Origin of the sequence: Streptomyces tsukubensis, assembly GCF_003932715.1 — a bacterium.
Classification (GTDB): domain Bacteria; phylum Actinomycetota; class Actinomycetes; order Streptomycetales; family Streptomycetaceae; genus Streptomyces; species Streptomyces tsukubensis.
The window spans coordinates 2,879,634-2,901,684 of sequence record NZ_CP020700.1 but is presented as its reverse complement, the minus strand read 5'-3'; the positions used below and the strand labels follow the sequence as shown (position 1 = coordinate 2,901,684).

General features: G+C 71.3%; 18 protein-coding genes. 10 read left to right on the top strand and 8 right to left on the bottom strand.

The window, feature by feature from the left end:
• Window positions 1–144: 144 nt before the first annotated feature.
• Window positions 145–1,938: an AMP-dependent synthetase/ligase gene (locus B7R87_RS11095; protein ID WP_006348942.1), complete on the top strand. Its 1,794-nt coding sequence runs from the start codon at window positions 145–147 to the stop codon at window positions 1,936–1,938.
• Between the two features lie 111 nt (window positions 1,939–2,049).
• Here the strand turns inward: B7R87_RS11095 and B7R87_RS11090 are convergent, their stop codons facing one another.
• Window positions 2,050–3,549 carry a peptide MFS transporter gene (locus B7R87_RS11090; RefSeq protein WP_006348943.1) on the bottom strand — a complete coding sequence of 500 codons (1,500 nt, stop codon included), beginning with the start codon at window positions 3,547–3,549 and terminating at the stop codon, window positions 2,050–2,052.
• A 471-nt stretch (window positions 3,550–4,020) separates the two neighbouring features.
• On the opposite strand from B7R87_RS11090, the gene B7R87_RS11085 reads away from it, so the two are divergent.
• Both B7R87_RS11085 and B7R87_RS11080 read left to right on the top strand, forming a co-directional pair.
• Window positions 4,021–4,698 (top strand): response regulator transcription factor, encoded by a 678-nt coding sequence (locus B7R87_RS11085; RefSeq protein ID WP_006348944.1) that lies wholly within the window; start codon window positions 4,021–4,023, stop codon window positions 4,696–4,698.
• A gap of 555 nt (window positions 4,699–5,253) precedes the next feature.
• Window positions 5,254–6,519, top strand: coding sequence for an ATP-binding protein (locus B7R87_RS11080; RefSeq protein WP_006348945.1), 1,266 nt, complete (start codon window positions 5,254–5,256; stop codon window positions 6,517–6,519).
• Window positions 6,520–6,556: 37 nt separating this feature from the next.
• On the opposite strand, the gene B7R87_RS11075 is transcribed toward B7R87_RS11080, so the two are convergent.
• Complete coding sequence (locus B7R87_RS11075; protein ID WP_006348946.1) at window positions 6,557–7,123, bottom strand: GtrA family protein; 567 nt, start codon at window positions 7,121–7,123, stop codon at window positions 6,557–6,559.
• A 233-nt stretch (window positions 7,124–7,356) separates the two neighbouring features.
• On the opposite strand from B7R87_RS11075, the gene B7R87_RS11070 reads away from it, so the two are divergent.
• The 3 genes from B7R87_RS11070 to B7R87_RS11060 are packed head-to-tail and all read left to right on the top strand — an operon-like array spanning window position 7,357 to window position 10,251.
• Window positions 7,357–8,496 carry a 5-(carboxyamino)imidazole ribonucleotide synthase gene (locus tag B7R87_RS11070; RefSeq protein WP_100249197.1) on the top strand — a complete coding sequence of 380 codons (1,140 nt, stop codon included), beginning with the start codon at window positions 7,357–7,359 and terminating at the stop codon, window positions 8,494–8,496.
• A complete protein-coding gene (gene purE, locus B7R87_RS11065) occupies window positions 8,493–9,023 on the top strand; it encodes a 5-(carboxyamino)imidazole ribonucleotide mutase (protein WP_006348948.1) in 531 nt (176 codons plus the stop codon). The genes B7R87_RS11070 and purE overlap by 4 nt, the downstream gene beginning before the upstream one ends.
• Before the next feature lie 22 nt (window positions 9,024–9,045).
• Window positions 9,046–10,251, top strand: a complete 1,206-nt coding sequence (locus B7R87_RS11060) for a dipeptidase (protein WP_006348949.1) — start codon at window positions 9,046–9,048, stop codon at window positions 10,249–10,251.
• A 94-nt stretch (window positions 10,252–10,345) separates the two neighbouring features.
• On the opposite strand, the gene B7R87_RS11055 is transcribed toward B7R87_RS11060, so the two are convergent.
• On the bottom strand, window positions 10,346–10,699 hold the full coding sequence (locus B7R87_RS11055) for a VOC family protein (protein WP_006348950.1): 354 nt from the start codon (window positions 10,697–10,699) through the stop codon (window positions 10,346–10,348).
• 95 nt (window positions 10,700–10,794) lie between these two features.
• Between B7R87_RS11055 and B7R87_RS11050 the strand changes: the two genes are divergently transcribed.
• Entirely contained in the window at window positions 10,795–11,325 is a 531-nt protein-coding gene (locus tag B7R87_RS11050; protein ID WP_130585036.1) for a CGNR zinc finger domain-containing protein, read from the top strand.
• Window positions 11,326–11,449: 124 nt separating this feature from the next.
• Here B7R87_RS11050 and B7R87_RS11045 read toward each other — a convergent pair whose 3' ends face one another.
• Window positions 11,450–12,784, bottom strand: coding sequence for a UDP-glucose dehydrogenase family protein (locus B7R87_RS11045; protein ID WP_006348952.1), 1,335 nt, complete (start codon window positions 12,782–12,784; stop codon window positions 11,450–11,452).
• Between the two features lie 159 nt (window positions 12,785–12,943).
• Between B7R87_RS11045 and B7R87_RS11040 the strand changes: the two genes are divergently transcribed.
• A complete protein-coding gene (locus tag B7R87_RS11040) occupies window positions 12,944–14,116 on the top strand; it encodes an acyl-CoA dehydrogenase family protein (RefSeq protein WP_006348953.1) in 1,173 nt (390 codons plus the stop codon).
• Window positions 14,117–14,317: 201 nt separating this feature from the next.
• Window positions 14,318–15,523, top strand: coding sequence for a glycosyltransferase family 39 protein (locus B7R87_RS11035; protein WP_391116447.1), 1,206 nt, complete (start codon window positions 14,318–14,320; stop codon window positions 15,521–15,523).
• Window positions 15,524–15,535: 12 nt separating this feature from the next.
• On the opposite strand, the gene B7R87_RS11030 is transcribed toward B7R87_RS11035, so the two are convergent.
• Complete coding sequence (locus B7R87_RS11030) at window positions 15,536–16,102, bottom strand: TetR/AcrR family transcriptional regulator (RefSeq protein ID WP_006348956.1); 567 nt, start codon at window positions 16,100–16,102, stop codon at window positions 15,536–15,538.
• A 115-nt stretch (window positions 16,103–16,217) separates the two neighbouring features.
• Window positions 16,218–17,567, bottom strand: a complete 1,350-nt coding sequence (locus B7R87_RS11025; RefSeq protein ID WP_130585034.1) for an LCP family protein — start codon at window positions 17,565–17,567, stop codon at window positions 16,218–16,220.
• A 227-nt stretch (window positions 17,568–17,794) separates the two neighbouring features.
• On the opposite strand from B7R87_RS11025, the gene B7R87_RS11020 reads away from it, so the two are divergent.
• Window positions 17,795–18,388, top strand: coding sequence for an acyl-CoA thioesterase (locus tag B7R87_RS11020; protein WP_006348959.1), 594 nt, complete (start codon window positions 17,795–17,797; stop codon window positions 18,386–18,388).
• Window positions 18,389–18,425: 37 nt separating this feature from the next.
• Here B7R87_RS11020 and B7R87_RS11015 read toward each other — a convergent pair whose 3' ends face one another.
• Both B7R87_RS11015 and B7R87_RS11010 read right to left on the bottom strand, forming a co-directional pair.
• Window positions 18,426–19,892, bottom strand: coding sequence for an LCP family protein (locus tag B7R87_RS11015; protein WP_455432614.1), 1,467 nt, complete (start codon window positions 19,890–19,892; stop codon window positions 18,426–18,428).
• A gap of 430 nt (window positions 19,893–20,322) precedes the next feature.
• On the bottom strand, window positions 20,323–22,008 hold the full coding sequence (locus tag B7R87_RS11010; RefSeq protein WP_130585033.1) for an LCP family protein: 1,686 nt from the start codon (window positions 22,006–22,008) through the stop codon (window positions 20,323–20,325).
• Window positions 22,009–22,051 lie beyond the last annotated feature (43 nt).

The window sequence follows — 22,051 nt, the reverse complement described above, 5'->3', positions numbered from 1 at the left end:
AAGTCCAGCGGTCCGGCATCTGTACCGCCTCCCTTACCCACTGGTAGCGTCCGCAAGCGGCTGGTAGCGTCCGAGCCCGCCGGACCCGGTTCTTCCGATGCGTCTCAGCCGACACCACAGCGTCGCCGAGAAGGAGGAAGAACCGTGCGCGAGTTCACCGTTCCGGCCCTGTACGACGTGCCGTCGGACGGCAATCTGACGGCCATCGCGATCCGGAACGCCACCGAGTACCCGGACCGTGCCGTCCTCGCCCGCAAGGAGCACGGCCACTGGCGCGACGTCACGTCCACCGCCTTCCTGGCCGAGGTCCGTGCGGTGGCCAAGGGCCTGATCGCCGCCGGTGTCCAGCCCGGGGACCGGATCGCCCTGATGTCCCGCACCCGCTACGAATGGACCCTCTTCGACTTCGCGATCTGGTTCGCCGGAGCGGTCTCCGTACCCGTCTACGAGACCTCGTCCGCCGAACAGGTCGAGTGGGTGACCGGGGACTCCGGCGCCGTCGCCTGCATCGTGGAGACCGCGGAACACCAGGCCGTGGTCGAGGGCGTACGGGAGCGGCTCCCGCTGCTGAAGCACCTCTGGCGGATCGACGCCGGCGCGGTCGCCGAACTGACCGGCTCGGGCACCGACGTCACCGACGAACGGGTCGACGAACGGGCCGCCGTCGCGGACGCCGACTCCCTCGCCACCATCGTCTACACCTCCGGCACCACCGGCCGCCCCAAGGGCTGCGAGCTGACCCACCGCAACTTCCTCGCGGAGTGCGGCAACATCATCGGCCGCAACCCGGAGATGTTCTCCGCCGACGCCTCCGTACTCCTCTTCCTCCCGCAGGCCCATGTCCTGGGCCGGGTCGTCGAGATCGGCGCGCTGATGGGCGCGGTCAAACTGGGCCACGTCAGCGACCTCAAGGACGTCTCCGCGGAGCTGGCGGCCTTCCGGCCCAGCTACCTCCTCGGCGTACCGAGGGTCTTCGAGAAGGTCTACAACTCCGCCCGGGCCCAGGCCAGGGCGGCCGGCAAGGGCAAGATCTTCGACAAGGCCGTCGACACCGCCATCGCCCACAGCCGCGCCCAGGACGATCCGTCCGGGCCCGGCCTCGGTCTGCGGCTGCGCTATGCGCTCTTCGACAAGCTGGTGTACGGGAAGCTGCGCGCCGCCCTCGGCGGCCGCGCCCGCTACGCCATCTCCGGCGGCGCCGCCCTCGGTGAGCGCCTCGGCCACTTCTACCGCGGCCTCGGCATCCTCGTTCTGGAGGGCTACGGACTCGCGGAATCCTGCGCGGCCACCACCCTCAACCCGCTCGACCGGCAGAAGATCGGCACGGTCGGCCAGCCGATCCCCGGCACCGGGGCGAAGATCGCGGAGGACGGCGAGATCCTCCTCAAGGGCGAGCACATCTTCACCGGCTACTGGAACAACCCCGAGGCCACCGCCGCCGTCATGTCCGGCGAATGGTTCCACACCGGCGATATCGGCACCCTCGACGCCGACGGCTACCTCCGCATCACCGGCCGGAAGAAGGAGATCATCGTCACCGCCGGCGGCAAGAACGTCGCCCCCGCCGTCATCGAGGACCGGATCCGGGCCCATGCCCTGGTCGCCGAGTGCATGGTGGTCGGTGAGGGCAAGCCGTTCGTCGGCGTGCTGGTCACCATCGACGAGGAGTTCCTGCCGCGCTGGGCCGCCCAGAACGGCAAACCGGAAGGGGTCACCGCGGCCCAGCTCCGCGACGACCCGGTGCTGCTCGCCGAGATCCAGCAGGCCGTCGACGACGGCAACGCCGCCGTCTCCAAGGCGGAGTCGGTCCGCAAGTTCAGGATCCTCGAATCCCAGTTCACCGAGGCGTCGGGCCATCTCACGCCGTCGCTGAAGCTGAAGCGGGCCGTCGTCATGCGGGACTACGCCAAGGAGATCGACGCGATCTACGGCGACTGACCGGTCGGACACCGGTCCCGGACGTACGACGGCGGAGCCCCCGGCGGATCCTGAGATCCGCCGGGGGCTCCGCCGTATGTCCTGCACTCAGTGCGTCAGTGCATCAGTGCGCTAGTGCACGCCGCCCATGAGCGACTTGACCTTCCGGCGGTACATGAAGATGCCCGCACCGGCCAGGAGGGCCAGCGCGCCCTGGCTGGCGAACCATGCCTCCGTACCCGTCGGCGCCCCGATGAGCTGGAGGAGCGCGATCACCGAGCTGCCCGCGGTGACCGCGAGGAACCAGACGCCCATCATCTGGGAGGAGTACTTCTCCGGCGCCAGCTTCGTCGTCAGCGACAGACCGACCGGGGAGAGGCACAGCTCACCGACGGTCTGCATGAAGTACACCGAGACCAGCCACATCGGGGAGACCTTGGTCTCGCCCGTGGCCACGCCCTGGGCCAGCATCATCACGAAGAACGAGCCGCCGATCAGCAGCAGCGCGGTGGCGAACTTCGACGCGGTGCTGGGCTCCTTGTTACGGCGGCCCAGCCACACCCACAGCATCGCGAAGAGCGGGGCCATCGCCATCACGAAGAGCGGGTTCAGCGACTGGAACCAGCTCTCGGGGAAGTCGAAGCCGAAGAGCGCGGTCTCCGTGTCGTTCTTGGCGAACAGAGTGAGGACCGAACCGCCCTGGTCGTAGATCGCCCAGAAGACGGCGGCGGCGACGAAGAACCAGATGTAGCCGGTCATCCGGCCCTGCTCGACCGGCGTCAGGTCCTTGTCGCGGCGGATCCGGAACAGGTACCAGGCCGGCAGCACCAGACCGAGGACGGTCAGCGGCCACAGCACCCAGTCGATGTGGAAGTTGCCCGACAGGCCCACGACCGCGTACGCGGCGGCGGCCACGCCCAGCCAGATCAGGCCCTTCTTGACCAGCGCGGTCCGCTCGGAGGCGGGCAGCGGGTTCGGGACCCGGGTGGACTCCTCGTTCAGATGGCGGTAGCCGAGGAAGAAGAAGAGCAGACCGATCGCCATACCGACACCGGCCAGCGCGAAGCCGAGGTGCCAGTTCACCTTCTGGCCGACCGCGCCGATCGTCAGCGGCGCGACGAAGGCACCCAGGTTGATGCCCATGTAGAAGATCGTGAAGCCACTGTCACGGCGCGAGTCGTTCTTGTCCGGGTACAGATGGCCGACCATCGTGGAGATATTGGCCTTGAGGACACCGGAACCGGCCGCGATGAACGCCAGACCCAGGAAGAACGAGAACTGCGCGGGCACGGCCAGCAGGAAGTGACCGGTCATGATCACGATGCCGGCGATCGCCACCGCCTTGCGGGCGCCCCAGACCCGGTCGCCCAGCCAGCCGCCGGGAAGGGCGAGCAGGTACACCATGGCGTTGTACACGGAGTAGATCGCGACCGCGGTCGCGTCCTTCATGCCGAGCCCGCCGTCGGCCACCTCGGTGGCCAGGTAGAGCACGAGCAGCGCCCGCATGCCGTAGAAGCTGTAGCGCTCCCACATCTCGGTCATGAAGAGATTGGCCAGGCCACGAGGGTGGCCGAGGAAGGTCTTCTCGGTCTCGGCAGAGCCGCCCGGAGCCTTCGTCAGGCTTGACGCCATGGTCGTTCCTTGCGTTCGGGACGCGCCGCGGGGTCCGCGGGAGTGCGCCCGGTGGGGGGTGACCGGCACCGGTGGGAGAGCGTCCCGCCCCACGCCCGAGGGGTTCGCTCCGGCGTGGGGGCCGAAGGCGGGGACGTGTCCGCACCGGGATCCACACCCCGGTCGCGTCATTGCGCCCGGGGCCCGGTCCACAGGTCATTCACTGTCGGCGGACCGGTGTCCCGGTCCTCACACACAGAGAAGACCCCTGGGCTGCTGCTCGGCAGGCCAAAGGTCTCCGCATAGTGCTACAGGCGTACTCGACACCATACGACATGACACCTGCCCATAAGGAAGGATTTGAGAGATGGATCACAGGAGAACCCGGAACGTGATCACCGATTCAAAGGTTGTTGCCCGCCTCGAACCTGTGACCCGCAGGGACTGCGGATCACGCTCCTCTGCGTCCCCCTTGCGGACTACCATCGCCCCATGACGCGTGTACTGCTCGCAGAGGACGACGCATCCATCTCGGAGCCCCTGGCGCGCGCGCTGCGCCGCGAGGGATACGAGGTCGAGGTGCGCGAGGACGGTCCGGCCGCGCTCGACGCGGGGCTCGCGGGCGGGGTGGACCTGGTCGTCCTCGACCTGGGCCTGCCCGGTATGGACGGTCTGGAGGTCGCCCGCCGGCTGCGGGCCGAGGGCCACACCGTGCCCATCCTGGTGCTGACCGCGCGCGCCGACGAGGTGGACACCGTCGTCGGTCTCGACGCGGGCGCCGACGACTACGTCACCAAGCCCTTCCGCCTCGCCGAGCTGCTCGCCCGGGTCCGGGCCCTCCTCCGCCGCGGCGCCACGGAACCGGTACCCGCGCCCGCGACCCACGGCGTCCGCATCGACGTCGAGTCCCACCGCGCCTGGATGGGCGAGGAGGAGCTCCAGCTCACCGCCAAGGAGTTCGACCTCCTCCGCGTCCTGGTCCGCGACGCGGGCCGCGTCGTCACCCGCGACCAGCTGATGCGCGAGGTCTGGGACACCACGTGGTGGTCGTCCACCAAGACCCTGGACATGCACATCTCGTGGCTCCGCAAGAAGCTGGGCGACGACGCGGCGAATCCGCGCTACATCGCGACGGTCCGTGGCGTGGGCTTCCGCTTCGAGAAGAACTAGCCCGCCCGGCAGGGCCCCCGGCTCAGGGTCCGCCACGCCGCGCCATGGGGGCTTCTGCGCCCCGGGCCCGTGACGGGGGCGGCGAGCGCCCGGCCGGGAGCTGACCGTTGCCGCCCAACCGTTCCGGGTGGCTGGTCGCGCAGTTCCGCCCCCTATGCCTTCGGCAATGGGGGACCCCCAGCGCCCCCAACGGGGCTCTCCGTGCCCGTTGAGGAGCCGGGGTCCCCGCGCCGCCAGGCGCAGGGGGCCAATCAGGGGCGCGAGGAACTGCGCGAGCAACCCACCGGCGGCTCGGCGGTCGGCAGCGGACCGCTCGCGGCCGGGCGCTCGCCGCCCCACGCCGCCGGCCCAGGTGCGCCGGCACCCCGCGGCGGTCAGCCGGCGATCGACAGACCCCGGCCGGACGCCTCCCGCCGACCAGGCGCCCGCGCCCCGGCAGGCAACGCCCCCTCGTGGGGTTCGGCGCACCCCCACAAGCAAGCCCCACCCCCACCCCCGGAGGGATAGGGTCTCGGGGGCCCGGCCCTTGAAACCACGACCCGCCCGGAGGGCACCGTGCGTCGACGACTGATCAACTCGACCCTCGCCGTCGTCCTCGTCGTCATCGCCGTCTTCGGCGTCTCCCTCGTCCTCGTCGAGACCCGCACCATCACCTCCACCGCCGAGCAGTCCGTCGAAGCCGAAGCGGTCCAGCTCGTCAGCTTCCTCGACAGCAAGATCATCGAGGAGCAGACGATCACGCCCGAGATCGTCGAGGAGCAGAGCCGTATCGAGCGGTACGCGGTCATCGAGCTCTCCGGCCAGGCCCCCTTCGCCGTGGGCAAGAAGCCGTCCGGCCGGGTCATCCGCGCCGAGGTGTCGGGCGAGCACGGCCAGACCGTCACCGTCGAGGAGCCGTACTCCGCGGTCTACGAGGAGGTCGGCCGTACCCTCCTGATCACCGGCGCCGTTGCGATGCTCGCCGTGGTCGCCGCCGTGGTGCTCGCCGTACGCCAGGCGGACCGGCTCGCCTCCCCGCTGACGGATCTCGCGGAGACCGCCGAACGGCTCGGCTCCGGTGACCCCCGCCCCCGCCACCGGCGGTACGGCGTTCCCGAGCTGGACCGGGTGGCCGATGTGCTGGACTCCAGTGCCGAGCGGATCGCCCGGATGCTGACCGCCGAGCGCCGTCTCGCCGCGGACGCCTCCCATCAGCTCCGCACCCCCCTGACCGCGCTGTCGATGCGGCTGGAGGAGATCTCCGCGACCGACGACCCGGACACCGTGAAGGAGGAGGCGAGCATCGCGCTGACGCAGGTGGAGCGGCTGACGGACGTCGTGGAGCGGCTGCTGACCAATGCGCGGGATCCACGGGAGGGCTCCGCGCTCGCCTTCGACCTCGACGAGGTCGTCAAACAGCAGATCGAAGAGTGGCGCCCCGCCTACCGCAGTGCGGGCCGCGCCGTGGTCCGCTCCGGCCGCACGGGCATGCGCGCGGTCGGTACGCCGGGCGCGGTCGCGCAGGTGCTCGCGGCACTCATCGAGAACTCACTGATGCACGGTGGCGGTACGGTCGCGATCCGTACCCGCGTGGTCGGGAACCAGGCCGTGATCGAAGTGACCGACGAAGGCCCCGGGGTGCCCGCCGACCTGGGCGCGCGGATCTTCGAGCGGACGATCAGCGGCCGGAACTCGACGGGCATCGGCCTGGCCGTGGCCCGGGACCTCGCGGAGGCGGACGGCGGCCGGCTGGAGCTGCTCCAGCAGCATCCGCCGGTCTTCGCGCTCTTCCTGAGCCGGGTGGCGCGCAAGCAGGAGGACGAGCCCCCCACGGTCCGCTGAGCCGCCCCCGGCCCCCGCCGCCACCGAACCGCGCTCGTCAGCGCCGCGGCGCCAGCCGGTCCGCCGAGGACCGCCCCGGCGCGGCGGACCGTACACCCGGAGGCGGCGCCAGTACCGTCTCCGCACCCGCCGGCGCCTCCGCCGCGGCTTCCGCCACCGCGACCGGCTCCGGCTGGTGCCGGAAGACCCACGTCCGGTACGACCAGAAGCGGAACATCGTCGCGACCCCGATGCCGAAGAACTTGAAGAAGTTGCTCTGCAGCGGCCCGTCCCAGTCGAAGCCGTACGTCGCCGCGTAGAGGATGCCGTTCTCGATGACCAGACCGATCACGCTGAACAGCAGGAAGAGGGAGAGCTCCCGGGTGCGCCCGGTCTTGTCGCGGTCCCGGTACGTGAAGTAGCGGAAGCCCACGTAGTTGAAGGCGATCGCGACCACCGTGGCGATGATCGACGCCCGCACCACCGGGATCTCGGTGGTCTGCCTGACGAGGTTGAAGACCGCGAGGTTGACCAGGACCCCGAGGCCCCCGACCGCCCCGAATTTGGCGACCTCGCGCACCAGTTGGTGCAGCTGCCCACGCAACGCTCCGCCGCGTTCACCCATAGTGAGAGCTCAGTCCCGTCTCGTTGACAGCGTCATTTCAATCATGCTAACCAGCGGTCGTGCCGCATGCCCGGGGACATCGCCGTCGATGGACCCGACCCGTGGGCAAGAAGATACAGAAGAGGTTGCCGAGCGGTGGAAACAAGCCGCAAAACGATCAACGGCGATCAAAGCGGATGTCACCCTCCGTACACCCTGGTTCCGCCGCCGCCCGCCCCCGATACCCTGTGAGGGTGACGTTCCCGGTAGTCGGCATGGTCGGCGGCGGTCAGCTCGCCCGTATGACCCACGAGGCGGGCATCCCCCTCGGTATCCGTTTCAAGCTCCTCAGTGACACTCCGCAGGATTCCGCGGCACAGGTGGTCGGTGATGTCGTGATAGGCGACTATCGCGATCTCGCCACCCTCCGCGCGTTCGCCCGCGGCTGCGACGTGATCACCTTCGATCACGAGCACGTCCCGGTCGAGCATCTGCGCGCCCTGGAGGCGGACGGCATCCCCGTCCGCCCAGGACCCGACGCGCTCGTCCACGCCCAGGACAAGGGCGTGATGCGGGCCCGCCTCGGTGAACTGGGCGTGCCCTGTCCCCGTAACCGCATCGTCGCCGACCCGGCGGATGTGACGGCCTTCGCGGCCGAGGGCGACGGCTACCCCGTGATCCTCAAGACCGTCCGCGGCGGCTACGACGGCAAGGGCGTCTGGGTGGTCCGCTCGGAGGCGGACGCGGCCGCGCCGTTCGCCGCCGGGGTCCCCGTACTCGCGGAGGAGAAGGTCGACTTCGTCCGCGAGCTGGCGGCGAACGTGGTGCGCTCCCCGCACGGCCAGGCCGTCGCGTACCCCGTCGTGGAGTCCACCCAGGTCGACGGCGTCTGCGATACGGTCGTCGCGCCCGCGCCCGGCCTCGATGAGACCCTCGCGGGCGAGGCCCAGCAGCTCGCCCTGCGGATCGCCGCCGAACTCGGCGTCGTCGGCCATCTCGCGGTCGAGCTGTTCGAAACCGCCGACGGCCGGGTCCTCGTCAACGAGCTGGCCATGCGGCCCCACAACTCCGGCCACTGGACCCAGGACGGCGCGGTCACGTCCCAGTTCGCCAACCATGTCCGGGCCGTGCTCGACCTGCCGCTGGGCGACCCCCGCCCCCGCGCCCGGTGGACCGTGATGTGCAATGTGCTGGGCGGCGACTACCCGGACATGTACCAGGCGTATCTGCACTGCATGGCCCGCGATCCGCAGCTCAAGATCCACATGTACGGCAAGGACGTCAAGCCCGGCCGGAAGGTGGGGCACGTCAACACCTACGGTGACGATCTCGCGGACGTCCGCGAGCGCGCCCGCCACGCGGCCGACTACCTCAGAGGAACGATCACCGAATGAGCAGCACCACCCCGCTGGTTGGCATCGTGATGGGCTCCGACTCCGACTGGCCGGTCATGGAGGCCGCGGCCCAGGTCCTGACCGAGTTCGAGGTTCCGTACGAGGTCGACGTGGTCTCCGCGCACCGGATGCCGCACGAGATGATCGCGTACGGCGAGCGCGCCGACACCCGCGGCCTGAAGGTGATCATCGCGGGGGCCGGGGGCGCCGCCCATCTGCCCGGCATGCTCGCCTCCGTCACCCCCCTCCCGGTCATCGGCGTGCCCGTACCGCTGAAGTACCTCGACGGGATGGACTCCCTGCTCTCCATCGTCCAGATGCCCGCGGGTGTCCCCGTCGCCACCGTCTCGGTCGCCGGTGCCCGCAACGCCGGACTGCTCGCCGCCCGGATCCTCGGCACCCAGGACCCCGAACTGCTCGGCCGGATGCGCGACTTCCAGACCGAGCTGAACCACCAGGCCACCGAGAAGGGCAAGCGGCTGCGCGCCAAGGCCGAGGGCAGTGGCGCCTTCGGCTTCGGCAAGTAGTCCCGCGGGGAAGTGATCGGCCATGGAACCTGATTCCCCCACCGACGAGCAGTCGGCCCGGGCGCGGGCGATCCTCGCCGCCCATCCCGTCGTCGACGGCCACAACGACCTCCCCTGGGCCCTGCGTGAGCAGGTCCGCTACGACCTCGACCGGCTCGGCATCGACACCGACCGCACCGGCGTCCTGCACACCGACATCCCCCGGCTGCGGTCCGGCGGGGTGGGCGCGCAGTTCTGGTCGGTCTATGTCCCCTCGTCGCTGACCGGCGACAACGCGGTGAGCGCGACCCTGGAGCAGATCGACGCCGTACGGCAGCTCCTCGACCGCTATCCGGCCGATCTGGCGCCCGCGGCCACCGCCGACGAGGTCGAGAAGGCCCGGGCCGAGGGCCGGATCGCCTCCCTGATGGGCGCCGAGGGCGGCCACTCCATCAACAACTCCCTCGCCGGCCTGCGCGCGCTCCACGCCCTCGGCGTGCGCTATATGACCCTCACCCACAACGACAACAACGACTGGGCGGACTCGGCGACCGACACCCCGGCCCACGGGGGTCTCACCGCCTTCGGCCGTGAGGTCGTCCGGGAGATGAACCGCTGCGGGATGCTGGTCGACCTCTCCCATGTCGCCCCGGCGACCATGCGGGCGGCCCTGGACACCACGACCGCTCCCGTCGTCTTCTCCCACTCCTCCGCCCGTGCCGTCTGCGACCATCCGCGCAACGTCCCCGACGACGTCCTGGAACGGCTCCCCGCCAACGGGGGCGTCGCGATGGTGACCTTCGTCCCCAAGTTCGTGCTCCAGGCGGCCGTCGACTGGACCGCCGCGGCCGACGAGAACCTCCGCGCCCACGGCCTCCACCACCTCGACACCACTCCCGCGGCGATGAAGCTCCACGCCGCCTTCGAGGAGGCGCACCCGCGCCCGGTCGCCACCGCGGCCACGGTCGCCGACCATCTCGACCATATGCGCGAGACGGCGGGCGTCGACCACATCGGCATCGGCGGCGACTACGACGGCACGGCGTTCACCCCGGCCGGGCTCGACGATGTCTCCGGCTATCCCAACCTGATCGCCGAACTGCTCCGCCGGAGCTGGTCCGAGGCCGAGATCGCCAAGCTGACCTGGGGCAATGCGGTACGGGTGCTCCGGGACGCGGAGGCCGTGGCCCGGGAGGAGCAGTCCCGCCGCGGCCCGTCGAACGCGACGATCACCGCACTGGACGGCTGACGGCTCCGTTCGCGGAGGGTACGGAAGAGGGCGCGCGGTCCGACGACCGCGCGCCCTCCGCCGTCGCTGCAGTCGCTGCCGTCTCCGGCGGCTCTCAGAAGCCGAGGCAGAAGGCGTGCCCGGCCGGATCGGCGTACACCCGCCAGCGGTTCTCCGGGCGGGCCTCCAGCAAGGTCGCGCCCAGGGCCAGGACCGCCTTCTCCGCCGCCTCGGGATCGTCGACATGGAGGTCGAGATGCGTCTCCGCGGGCGTACCGGGCCAGGACGGGGGTACGTAGCCGGGCACGGTCTGGAAGCCCAGCGACGGGCCCGCTCCGGCGGGCCGCAGCACCGCCCAATCGTCGTCCTCCACCTTCAGCTCACCGCCGAGAACGGCCTGGTAGAAGCGGCCGAGAGCGGCCGGGTCGGAACAGTCGACGGTGATCATATGGACGGTGGCGATGCTCATGACTCTCCTCCGGCGGAGCCCGGTGCGTTACTGCTGAACCGGGTCTGAGGGTAACGGTTACCTCATGGTCCCCCTCTGGGGGTAACGTCGCAACCATGAACGAGAGGGAACCCGCGCCCGGCGGTCTCGCGCTGATCGAAGCGCTGGTCAACACCGTCGATTTCGAAGCCGGGACGGACGCCCTGGACACCCCGGAAGGGCGCGCACGCTTCGAGCTGGCCCCCGGGGACGTTCCCGCCGCCCGCGCCCTGCGCGAGGCACTCCGCTCCGCCCTGACGGCCCACGCGGGCCATACCGTCCCCGGCGACCCGCCCCCCTCGGAACTGGGCGTGCTGCTCGCCGCCGCGCCGCTCGCGGTCACGGTCACCGGCGACGGCGCTGCGGCGCTGGCGCCCGTACCGTCCCCGGCCCCCGCCCTGACCCGCAGGGTGGCCCGGGCGATCGCCGGTTCCCTGATCGCCGGCACCTGGCAGCGTCTGAAGTGCTGCGAGTCCGCGACCTGCCGCTGGGCCTACTACGACCGCAGCCCCGCGGCCCGCGGCCGCTGGTGTTCGATGGCGGTCTGCGGCGCCCGCGCGAAGATGCGCGCGTACCGCGCCAGGGCCGCGGCCCGACCGGGAGCCTGACACCGGGCCCGCCCGGGCGCGGTGGCGCCCGGGCCCGCAGGCCGGCCGGGCCGTCGGCGCCCCGCGAAGGCGGCGGGATGCCGGGCGGGCGCCCGGAAGATTCGTGCCCCCTCAGGGCCCGCGGTTACGCGGTCGGGCGGCCCATCGCCCGGTACGTCCAGCCGGCCTTGCGCCAGGCCGCCCCGTCCAGCGCGTTGCGGCCGTCGAGGATGATCCGGTCGGCCACGACCTCGCCCAGCTCCGCCGGGTCCAGCTCGCGGAACTCGGCCCACTCCGTGAGGTGGAGGACCACGTCGGCGCCGCGGGCCGCGGCCTCGGCGGAGTCCGCGTACCCGAGCGTCGGGAACAGCACCCGCGCGTTCGCCATCCCCTTGGGGTCGTAGACCGTGACCTGGCCGCCCTGGAGGTGGATCTGGCCCGCGACATTGAGCGCGGGGGAGTCCCGGACGTCGTCCGAGTCCGGCTTGAAGGCGGCGCCGAGGACCGCGACCCGCTTGCCGAGGAAGGAGCCGCCGACCGCCTCCCGGGCCAGCTCGACCATATGGGTGCGGCGGCGCATGTTGATGGAGTCGACCTCGCGCAGGAAGGTGAGGGCCTGGTCGGCGCCGAGTTCGCCCGCGCGGGCCATGAAGGCGCGGATGTCCTTGGGCAGACAGCCGCCGCCGAAGCCGATCCCGGCGCGCAGGAACTTCTTCCCGATCCGGTCGTCGTGCCCGATCGCCTCCGCGAGCTTCACGACGTCGCCGCCCGCGGCCTCGCAGATCTCGGCCATCGCGTTGATGAAGGAGATCTTGGTCGACAGGAAGGAGTTCGCGGCGGTCTTCACCAGCTCGGCGGTCGGGAAGTCGGTGACGACGAAGGGCGAACCCTCCGCGACCGGTCCTGCGTACACCTCCCGCAGCAGCCTCTCGGCCCGCTCGCTCTCGACGCCCACCACGATCCGGTCGGGGTGGAGGGTGTCCGCGACGGCGAAGCCCTCCCGCAGGAACTCCGGATTCCAGGCCAGCTCCACCTCGCCGGGCGCCAGCTCCCGCAGCAGTCCCGCGAGCCGGGCGGCGCTGCCGACCGGCACGGTCGACTTGCCGACGACCAGCGCCGGGCCGGTCAGATGAGGGGCGAGGGAGGAGAACGCGGCGTCCACGAAGCTCATGTCGCAGGCGTACTCGCCGTGCTTCTGCGGAGTGTTCACACAGACGAAGTGGATATCGCCGAAGGCACCCACCTCCTCCCAGGAGGTGGTGAAGCGCAGCCGCCCGCTGGACCCTTCGAGCCCCGCGACATGCCGGCCCAGCAGCTCCTCCAGCCCGGGTTCGTACATCGGCACCCGGCCCGCGGAAAGCATCGCGATCTTCTCGGGGACGATATCGAGCCCGAGGACCTCGAAACCGAGCTCGGCCATGGCCGCGGCGTGCGTGGCGCCGAGGTAGCCGGTGCCGATCACGGTGATCTTGAGGGCCATGCGTACTCCAATTACCAACCCGGCGGGACGGCCCGAGCATAACCGCGTGTACCGCCCCGGTGCCTGCCGCCTGTCGCGCAGGTCACCTATGCCGGAAGGGGCCGCAGTCCTACCATGAGTTACTTAACGGTAGTGAACGTCCTTGGGGAGTGAGAGAACGTGGCCGGATCGGCTGATTTCGACCTGTACCGCCCGTCCGAGGAGCACGACATGCTCCGTGACGCTGTCCGCTCCCTCGCCGAGGCGAAGATCGCTCCGTTCGCCGCCGACGTCGACGAGCGGTCCCGCTTCCCCCAGGAGGCCCTCGACGCGCTGGTCGCCAACGATCTGCACGCCGTCCACGTCCCCGAGAGCTATGGCGGCGCGGGCGCCGACGCCCTCGCCACGGTCATCGTGATCGAGGAGGTCGCCCGGGTCTGTGTCTCCTCCTCCCTGATCCCGGCGGTCAACAAGCTCGGCTCCCTCCCGGTGATCCTCTCCGGCTCGGAGGAGCTGAAGGCCAAGTACCTCGGCCCGCTGGCCAAGGGCGACGCGATGTTCTCGTACGCCCTCTCGGAGCCGGACGCGGGCTCCGACGCGGCCGGGATGAAGACCCGCGCGGTCCGCGACGGCGACCACTGGGTCCTCAACGGCGTCAAGCGCTGGATCACCAACGCGGGCGTCTCCGAGTACTACACGGTCATGGCCGTCACCGACCCGGAGAAGCGGTCGAAGGGCATCTCCGCCTTCGTCGTCGAGAAGTCCGACGAGGGCGTCTCCTTCGGCGCCCCGGAGAAGAAGCTCGGCATCAAGGGCTCCCCGACCCGCGAGGTCTACCTCGACAACGTCCGCATCCCCGCCGACCGCATGATCGGTGAGGAGGGCACCGGGTTCGCGACCGCGATGAAGACCCTGGACCACACCCGTATCACCATCGCCGCGCAGGCCATCGGCGTCGCCCAGGGCGCCCTCGACTACGCCAAGGGCTACGTCCGCGAGCGCAAGCAGTTCGGCAAGCCGGTCGGGGACTTCCAGGGCGTGCAGTTCATGCTGGCCGATATGGCCATGAAGCTGGAGGCGGCCCGCCAGCTCACCTACGCCGCCGCCGCCAGGTCCGAGCGCGTCTCCGCCGGGGCCACGGGAGAGGCCCTCACCTTCTTCGGCGCCGCGGCGAAGTGCTTCGCCTCCGACGTCGCGATGGAGGTCACCACGGACGCGGTCCAGCTCCTCGGCGGCTACGGCTACACCCGCGACTATCCGCTGGAGCGGATGATGCGCGACGCCAAGATCACCCAGATCTACGAGGGCACGAACCAGGTCCAGCGCATCGTCATGGCCCGAAACCTCCCGTAGCGACCCCAAGGCCCTGGCGCATGACAGGGGGCCGGGGAGAGAGGGGGTTGGGGGCGCGAGGAACTGCGCGACCAGCCAGGGACGGCCCGCGGCCGGAAGACGAACCGCACCTCGCAGGGACCGGCCCCGCCCCCTCGCCCCCCGCACGGCACCGTCGCGGATACTGGTCACGTCCCCGCCCCCGACCCGCTTGGACCAGGCGTGCTCCTCACCCCCAGGGACGCGGCCCGCACCGCCGTGCCTGTGCAGCCGGCCCCGGGCCGGGCCGCACTCGCGGCCCTCGCCGCCTACGCCGCGATCAAGGCGCTCGGCCTCGCCGTGCTGTTCCTCTGGGCGGAGCTCGCCGACCGCAGCGCGCACCGGCTGCTCGCCGAGCGGTGGGACTCCCTCTGGTACGTACGGGTCGTCGAGCACGGCTACGGATTCACCCTCACCGCGCCCGACGGCCGGGTGCTGTCCAACACCGCCTTCTTCCCGCTGCTGCCGTGGCTGGAGGAGGGGCTGTCGGCGGTCACCCCCCTCGGGCCCGCCGACGCCGGGCTCGCCGTCAGCGCCGTCGCCTCCCTCGCCGCCGCCTGGGGCATCTTCCGGCTGGTGGACCACCTCTACGGACCGCGGGCCGGGGTGCTCACGGTGGTGCTGTGGGGCGCGCTGCCGGTCGGGATCGTCCAGTCGATGGCGTACAGCGAATCACTGTTCACGGCTCTGGCGGCCTGGTCGCTGTATGCGGTGGTACGGGGGCACTGGCCGGCCGCCGGGCTGCTCGCGGCGCTCGCCGGGCTGACCCGGCCGGTGGGGCTGGCGGTGGCCGCCGCGGTCTGGGCGGGCGCCTACCTCGCACTCCGGAACAACAGCGGCACCGACAGCAGCACCGCAAACAGCAGCGGCTCCGGCAACAAGAACACCGGGTCCGAACGGCTGCGAATCCTCGCCGGGGTGCTGCTCGCCCCGCTGGGCGCCGCCGGGTACGTGCTCTGGGTAGGGATCCGCAAGGGCAGCCCGCTCTTCGGCTATCTCGACGTCCAGGGGGCCTGGGGGAACGGCTTCGACGGCGGGCTGGCCTTCGCCCGTTTCATCGGCGGGCTGATCACGAGCACCCCGCCCGCGGGCCTCGCGCTCGCCGCCGGAGTGATCGCCCTGCTCTGGCTGTACACCCGGGGCATCCGGCAGGGCCAGCCGCTGCCCCTCCTGGTCTACAGCGGCATCGTCATGGTGCTCGCCCTCTGCTCCTCGGGCTACTTCGGCTCCAAGCCGCGGCTTCTGATGCCCGCCTTCCCGCTCCTGATCCCCGCCGCCGTCGCCCTGGCCCGGACGAAGGCGCCGGTGGTGTGGGCGGTGACCGGACTGCTGTCGGCGGCGGCCGCGGTCTACGGGGCGTTCTGGCTGCACGGCTCCGGCCCGCCGTAACCCCCCGGCCCCCTACTCCGGCGCCCCCGCCGCCAGCAGGACCCGGGCCGCCTCCTTGGCCTGGCCCGCCGCCTCCGGGGTGCCGCTGATTCCGGCTGTCGCCATCGCCCCGTCCGCCAGGATCGCCAGTTGCGCCGCGAGCAGCGGAGGCCCGTCGAGTGCGGTGACCAGCTCCCCGAAATGGGCCCGCAGCGCGGCCTTGTGGGCCCGGGCCAGCGCGGTGACGCCCGCCGAGACGCCGCCCAGCTCCCCGTGCGCGTTGATGAACGAACAGCCGCGGAAACCGGGCTCGGCGAACCAGTCCGCCAGATAGTCGAAGACGTCCAGCGCCCGGTCGTGGGCGGACACCGCGCCCGCCGCCGCCGCATGCGCCGCGATCCCCGCCCTTACCTCCTCGTCACGGCGCCGCAGCACCGCCTCCACCAGGGCGTCCTTCGAGGGGAAGAGCTGGTAGAGGCGTTTGAGCGAGACGCCCGACGCGGTCCGGATCGCATCCATGCCGACCGTCTGGATGCCGCGCTCCCCGAAGAGGGCCAGCGCCGCCTCGACCACCTGCCGCTCCGCCGTCCGGGCGTCCACCGCGCTGTCCCTCCGAACCGTATCGAGGCCCACAAAAAAGTGGGAGAGAACTTCCGTTCTCCCCCACTCTACGGACTCCCCGGCCGTTACGGACTCCCCGGCCGGAGGCTGCCCGTCACTGCCCCGTGACGGTGATCTTCTGGTCCTTGCGAATCTGCTCCACCAGCTGCTTGACCTTCGCCTTGTCCCAGGTCAGGTTCCCGCCCCGGGTGCCCGAGAGGGGAATGTTCATCGAGGTGCCGTCGCCGCCGGTGACGCCCTTCATGGCGAAGAACATCTGGCCCAGGTCCCACAGGGACATGTCCTTGTCCACGATCACCGTGTCCAGGCCCGCGCCCATCGTCGGGTAGAGCTTGAAGGGGTTCAGGATCGTGCCCATGGTGGCCGTCTGGTTGGCCAGCGCCGCCAGGAACTTCTGCTGATTCTTCGTCCGGTCCAGATCCGACCCGGCGAAGGCGTACCGGGTACGGACGAAGGCGAGCGCCTGCTCCCCGTCGAGGGTCTGCTTGCCCGCCTGGAAGTCGGCGCCCGACTTCTTGTCCTTGAACGCCTTCGGGATGTCCATCTCGACCCCGCCGATCGCGTCCACGACGTTCGCGAAGCCCGCGAAGCCGATCTCCGCGTAGTGGTCGATCCGCAGCCCGGTGTTGTGCTCCACGGTCCGCACCAGCAGTTCCGGGCCGTCCATCGCGTACGCGGCGTTCAGCTTGACCCGCTGCCCCCTGGCCGGGAAGAGCTTCCCGGACTCCGACCCCTTGAAGGACGGGATCTCCACGTCCGAGTCGCGCGGCAGCGACACCATCACCGGACCGCTGGAGCAGTCGGCGAGGATCATCATCGAGTCCGTGCGCTTGCCCTCGGCCGAACCGGTTCTGAGCTTCTTCTTCTCCTCCGCGGTCATGCCCTCGCGGCTGTCGGAGCCGACGATGAGGTACGTCGTGCAGTCGCCCTCGCCGGGGCGTTCGATCACCTTGGAGAGGTCGACCTCGCGCTTCACCTTGCCGTCGGCCCAGAAGTAGGTGCCGACGGAGACCACGAGCAGCGTGCCCACCAGCACCAGCGAACCGATCTTGATCCGGCGGCGCCAGTCCGGCGGCTGCCGGTCGGTCCGGGAGCCGGGGGGCCCGGCCGGCGGTGCGCCGTACGGGCCCTGGCCGGGCCCCTGCCCGCCCTGCCCGTAACCCTGATCCTGCCCCTGGCCGTAGGGCTGCCCCTGGCCGTGGTCCTGGCCGCCCTGGCCCGGCGCGCCGCCCTGCCGCGGCAGCCGGCCGCGCCCGGACTGGCTGCCGTAGACCTGGCCCGTGTTGTATCCGCTGTCGTACGGGGCCTGACCCTGGTGGTCGTCGTGCCCCGGCGACTGCTGCGGCGGTACCGGTCGCTGCACATGGCGCATCACGCGTGCGCCCTCGGGCTCCGAGCCCTGGCTGCCGCGTCCGTGTCCGTACCCGTCGGGCCAATCGTTCATGTGATCAGTGTGCCGGGTCACATCGGCCCTCCGACAGGCCGGGTGCGGTTTCGGGGCGGGCCCGTAGCAGAGCTGTGGCATTCGTCGCCGGATGTCCGAAGAGCACCCGCGGCGAGCACCCGCAGCCCCCGCGCAGACTGCCCGTAAGCCGTACGCAGACCGCCCGTGAGCCGTGCGCCGACCGTCGTCGACAGGTGTACGAGCCGGGCCCGCTTAGGGTGGAAGACATGACAAACCAGGCCCAGCACCCGGAGGCCGCCCCGGCCGCGCAGCACGCGCCCGGGGCGGACGCGGCGGCGCCGGAGATCCCGGCCAAGCCGACCTCCGCCTCCCGCACCACCCTCAGCCACATCATGACCGGCAACGACACCAACCTCCTCGGCACCGTCCACGGCGGGGTGATCATGAAGCTGGTCGACGATGCCGCGGGCGCGGTGGCGGGCCGCCACTCGGGCGGGCCCGCGGTGACCGCCTCCATGGACGAGATGGTCTTCCTGGAGCCGGTCAGGGTCGGAGACCTGGTCCATGTGAAGGCTCAAGTGAACTGGACCGGACGGTCCTCCATGGAGGTCGGCGTCCGGGTCCTCGCCGAACGCTGGAACGAGTCCACGCCCGCCCAGCAGGTCGGCTCCGCCTATCTCGTCTTCGCCGCCGTCGACGCGGACGGCAAGCCGCGGCCCGTACCGCAGGTGGTCCCCGAGACCGAACGCGACCGGCGCCGCTACCAGGAGGCCCAGATCCGCCGTACGCACCGGCTCGCCCGCCGCCGGGCGATCAGGGAGCTGCGGGAACAGCGCGCCGCCGACGGTATGGCCGACTGAACCGGGCGGACGGGCCGGGGGCGCCCCCGGCCCGTGCTCAGGGGCAGACCACCTCGTCGCCCCGCACCGCCCCGAACTCCCCGAGGTTCGTGCTCTCCGCCCGTACCGGCACCACCCCCGACCAGTCCGTCCCCGCGGTCACCCGCAGCGTCCGCCCGAGCCCCTTCACCGGCCGGGTCTCGCACCCCTTGAGCGCCGTGGCCAGCGCCTTCGCGGAACGGTCCCAGCGGGGGTCGTACGAGACGAAGGTACGGGCCGCCACCGGGCCGCCCGCGTTGCGCGGCGCCCGGGTGGTGTCGAAGCCCGTACCGCGCAGCGCCGCGTCCACCCGGCTGCCCAGACCGCCCGTCCGGGTGCCGTTGTAGACCTGCACCCGGATCTGCTGCGGCGACACCTCCACGAGCTTCCGACCGCCCCCGGTCCGCCCGACCGCCAGCGGCCGGTCCTCCCGGATCAGCCGGAAGAGCCGCTCCGCCTTCGGCCGGTCCCAGTGCACCACCGACCCGGCGCCCGGCACCTGCCCCGTCGACGCGACCGGTACGGAGGTGAACTCCGACGACGCCGCCGAGAAACCGCGCATCGCCCGGCCCAGGGCCAGCAGCTCGTCCGTACCGAAGTCGCGGTCCGCCCGCACCGAGCCCAGCATCACCGACGCCACCTGCCGGAACCGCACCGGATTGAGCATGATCCCGGTCCCGCCGACCTCTTTGATCAGTGCGGCCACGAACCGCTGCTGCCGCCGCATCCGGCCCAGGTCGCTCGCCCCGTCGACATGGCGGGAACGGACGTACTGCAGGGCCCCGCCGCCGTCGAGCCGGTGGTTCCCGGCGGGCAGGTCGAGGCCCGTGTACTTGTCCTTCATCGGGCTCGCCGTGCAGATGTCCACCCCGCCGACCGCGTCGACCGTCTTCATGAAACTGGTGAAGTCGACCTCCAGATAGTGGTCGACCTTCACCCGGGTCAGCTGCTCCACGGCCCGGACGGTCAGCGCCGGACCGCCCTCCGCGTAGGCGGCGTTCAGCTTCACCGGATGCGGCCGGTGGCGGCGGCCGCTGTTCCGGTCGGTGTGCGCGGGCAGCCGGGCGAGACTGTCCCGGGGCAGGCTTACCACGCTCGCCCGGTCCCGGTTCCGCGAGATGTGCACCAGCATGATCGTGTCCGTGCAGTGGCAGGGCGCCCCGCCCAGCCGGTACTTCGCCTTCTCCGCCTTGGTGATCCGGTCCCGGCCGTCGGTGCCGACGACCAGCACATTGGTGCCGTGCCCGCCCTCCGGACGGTTCTTTATGTCCCGGAACGGATCCACCCGGGCGATCCCGGTGTCGATTCCCGTCATCAGGGCGTGGCCGATCGCCCCGGCACCCAGGACGAGGACCGACAGCGCCGTCGCCACCCGCAGCCCCCAGCGCGGCCGCCGCGGTGGCGCCGGGCGTCTCGCCCCGGTCCTGACCCGGGGCCCGGCGGGGTGCGGCGGGCGGGGACGGGGGGAACGGGGCGGCATGGGCACGAGGGGACACCTCCGCGGGCGTCGGTGGCGGACGGGTTCACCCGCCCCGGAGCGGGCACGGTCCGCGGTGCGCCCGGACGGGGGAGCCCCGGACGGCGGCACCGGCACCGTGCGACCGGAGCAATAGCGTGAACGTATGGTTACTCGCGGTGACTATAGGGGGTGCGGGGCCTCCGGCACTGCTGGACTGCGGGGAACGGTCCCGGACGGGTGAGGACCGCACGGTCCGGAACCGCCCGGATGCGGCTGACAGGGCGAATCCAGCACACCGTATGCCGATACGATCGGCGGCCGGTCGCACCGGACGGCCGCCGCGCTTCCGTGTCCCCCGTTCGCGGTAACGCCGCGGAGGACGCACGCCACGCCCCCGCCCCTCGCGCCTCCGGGGGCGGTGGTCTCCGGGGCCCGCACGCCCCGGGAACGCCTCCCGCTACCAGGTGAAGCCGGGCTGCACCGGCATGCACGCCTTGTCGTCGTCGCCCTTGATGGCCTTCGCCGACGCCGGCACCTTGTTGCTCTTCGGCTTCGGCTTCGGGAAGCTCTGGCCCTGCCGCCAGTCCGCGCCGACCGTCAGCGTGATGCCCTCCAGACCGTCCGACGCGGGGGCCTTCTTCACCGCCGACAGCGGGATCCCCAGCGACTTGGCGACCGCCTGGGCATCGCCCTCCAGATCGTCGGCGCCGTACCGGACCACCGTCTTCGCCTGCGGGTTCCGCACCGATGTCGTCGTCGCCCGGGTGAAGCCCTTCGCGCCGAGCGCACCCGCGATCTCCCCGGCCCGGCCGGGCGCCGGGCCCAGCCCGTCGCCGTCCGTACCGTTCTGCACCCGGACCCGGATCTCGCCGGGCGCCGCCGCCGGATCGTCGGACACCGGTGTCGTCTCCGTCTTCGGCTTCTTCTTCGTCGCCGACGAAGCCTTCCCGTCCAGCGGGATGTCCTCCCGGATCATCCGGAAGACGTCCTCCGCCTCGCCCGCCATGGGCTCGACCTTCCCCGGGCGCCGGGTGGAGTAGACGTTCGGCATCGTCGTGGTCGTGATCCGGCTCGCCGGGACCTTCTTCAGGTCGTTCCCGATGTCCAGCAGCTTCTTCACCGAGTTGATGGTGTCGCTGACGGTCAGGGAGTCGATGGCGGCCTCGGCCAGCTTGCGGAGCTTGTTGGGGTCGGTCAGCTTGGTGTTCTTCCGCAGCTCCCGCACCATCGCGGTCATGTACATCTGCTGCGCCTGGGCCCGGTAGAGGTCGGTGCCGTCGCCGAAGCCGTAGCGCGTCCGGAGCCACTCCAGGGCCTGCTCGCCCTGGACGTAGGTGGTCCCCTTCTTCAGCTTGAGACCGGAGCCCTTGCCGTCGCGGGTACGGGAGTGGATGTTCTGCTGGACACAGACGGGGACCCCGCCGATCGCGTCGGCCATGGAGACCACACCGCCGAAGTCGATCATCATAAAGTGGTCGATGGGTATCCCGGTCAGGTTGTACCAGGTGGCCACCGTGCAGCCCGGCCCACCGCGCCCCAGCGATGCGTTGGTCTGCTCGAACTTCAGCGCCGGATAGACCTTGCCGTTCTTCTTGTCCCGGCACTCCGGGATCTCCAGCATGGTGTCCCGCGGCATGCTGAGGACCGATATGTTCGAACGGTCGGCGGATATGTGGACCAGCATCTGCACATCGGCGAGCGGGTCGGCGCCGAAGGTGTCCCGGCCGCCGCCGAGCTTCTGGTTCGCCTTGTTGTCCCGGGCGTCCGAGCCGATGAGCAGGATGTTCACCGGAGTCTGGCCCGCGGAGTTGGGCTTGTGGTCGGCCATGTCCTTGCTGCCGAGGTTCAGGTCCTCTTTTTTGAGCTTGCTGTTGAGGTGCTCGTAGTAGAGGTAGCCCGCGCCCGCGGTGCCGAGGATCAGGAACGAGAGGACGCCCGCGGTCCAGACGAGGGCCCGCTTGCGGCGGCTGCGCCGGGCCGAGCGGCCGGCCCGCCGGCCCTCTCCCGCGCCGTCGCCGCGGCCGCCGTCGCCGCGCCGGTGGGAGCGGCCGCCGTTCCCCGGCCCTTCACCGCCGCCCCCGCCGTGTCCGTTGCCGTTTCCGCCGTGCCCGTTGCCGTACGCCCCGCCGCCGACCGACGGCATGGCCGCGGTCGATGCGAACGGCCCCTCGCCATGGCCCCCTGTG

What these genes read in the sequence shown, in the direction of transcription:
- B7R87_RS11085 (WP_006348944.1), top strand. Translation starts at nt 4,021, where the DNA reads ATGACGCGTGTACTGCTCGCAGAGGACGACGCATCCATCTCGGAGCCC.
- B7R87_RS11020 (WP_006348959.1), top strand. Translation starts at nt 17,795, where the DNA reads ATGACAAACCAGGCCCAGCACCCGGAGGCCGCCCCGGCCGCGCAGCAC.
- B7R87_RS11050 (WP_130585036.1), top strand. Translation starts at nt 10,795, where the DNA reads ATGAACGAGAGGGAACCCGCGCCCGGCGGTCTCGCGCTGATCGAAGCG.
- B7R87_RS11060 (WP_006348949.1), top strand. Translation starts at nt 9,046, where the DNA reads ATGGAACCTGATTCCCCCACCGACGAGCAGTCGGCCCGGGCGCGGGCG.
- B7R87_RS11075 (WP_006348946.1), bottom strand. Translation starts at nt 7,123, where the DNA reads ATGGGTGAACGCGGCGGAGCGTTGCGTGGGCAGCTGCACCAACTGGTG.
- B7R87_RS11055 (WP_006348950.1), bottom strand. Translation starts at nt 10,699, where the DNA reads ATGAGCATCGCCACCGTCCATATGATCACCGTCGACTGTTCCGACCCG.
- purE (WP_006348948.1), top strand. Translation starts at nt 8,493, where the DNA reads ATGAGCAGCACCACCCCGCTGGTTGGCATCGTGATGGGCTCCGACTCC.
- B7R87_RS11090 (WP_006348943.1), bottom strand. Translation starts at nt 3,549, where the DNA reads ATGGCGTCAAGCCTGACGAAGGCTCCGGGCGGCTCTGCCGAGACCGAG.
- B7R87_RS11045 (WP_006348952.1), bottom strand. Translation starts at nt 12,784, where the DNA reads ATGGCCCTCAAGATCACCGTGATCGGCACCGGCTACCTCGGCGCCACG.
- B7R87_RS11025 (WP_130585034.1), bottom strand. Translation starts at nt 17,567, where the DNA reads ATGAACGATTGGCCCGACGGGTACGGACACGGACGCGGCAGCCAGGGC.
- B7R87_RS11010 (WP_130585033.1), bottom strand. Translation starts at nt 22,008, where the DNA reads ATGCCGTCGGTCGGCGGCGGGGCGTACGGCAACGGGCACGGCGGAAAC.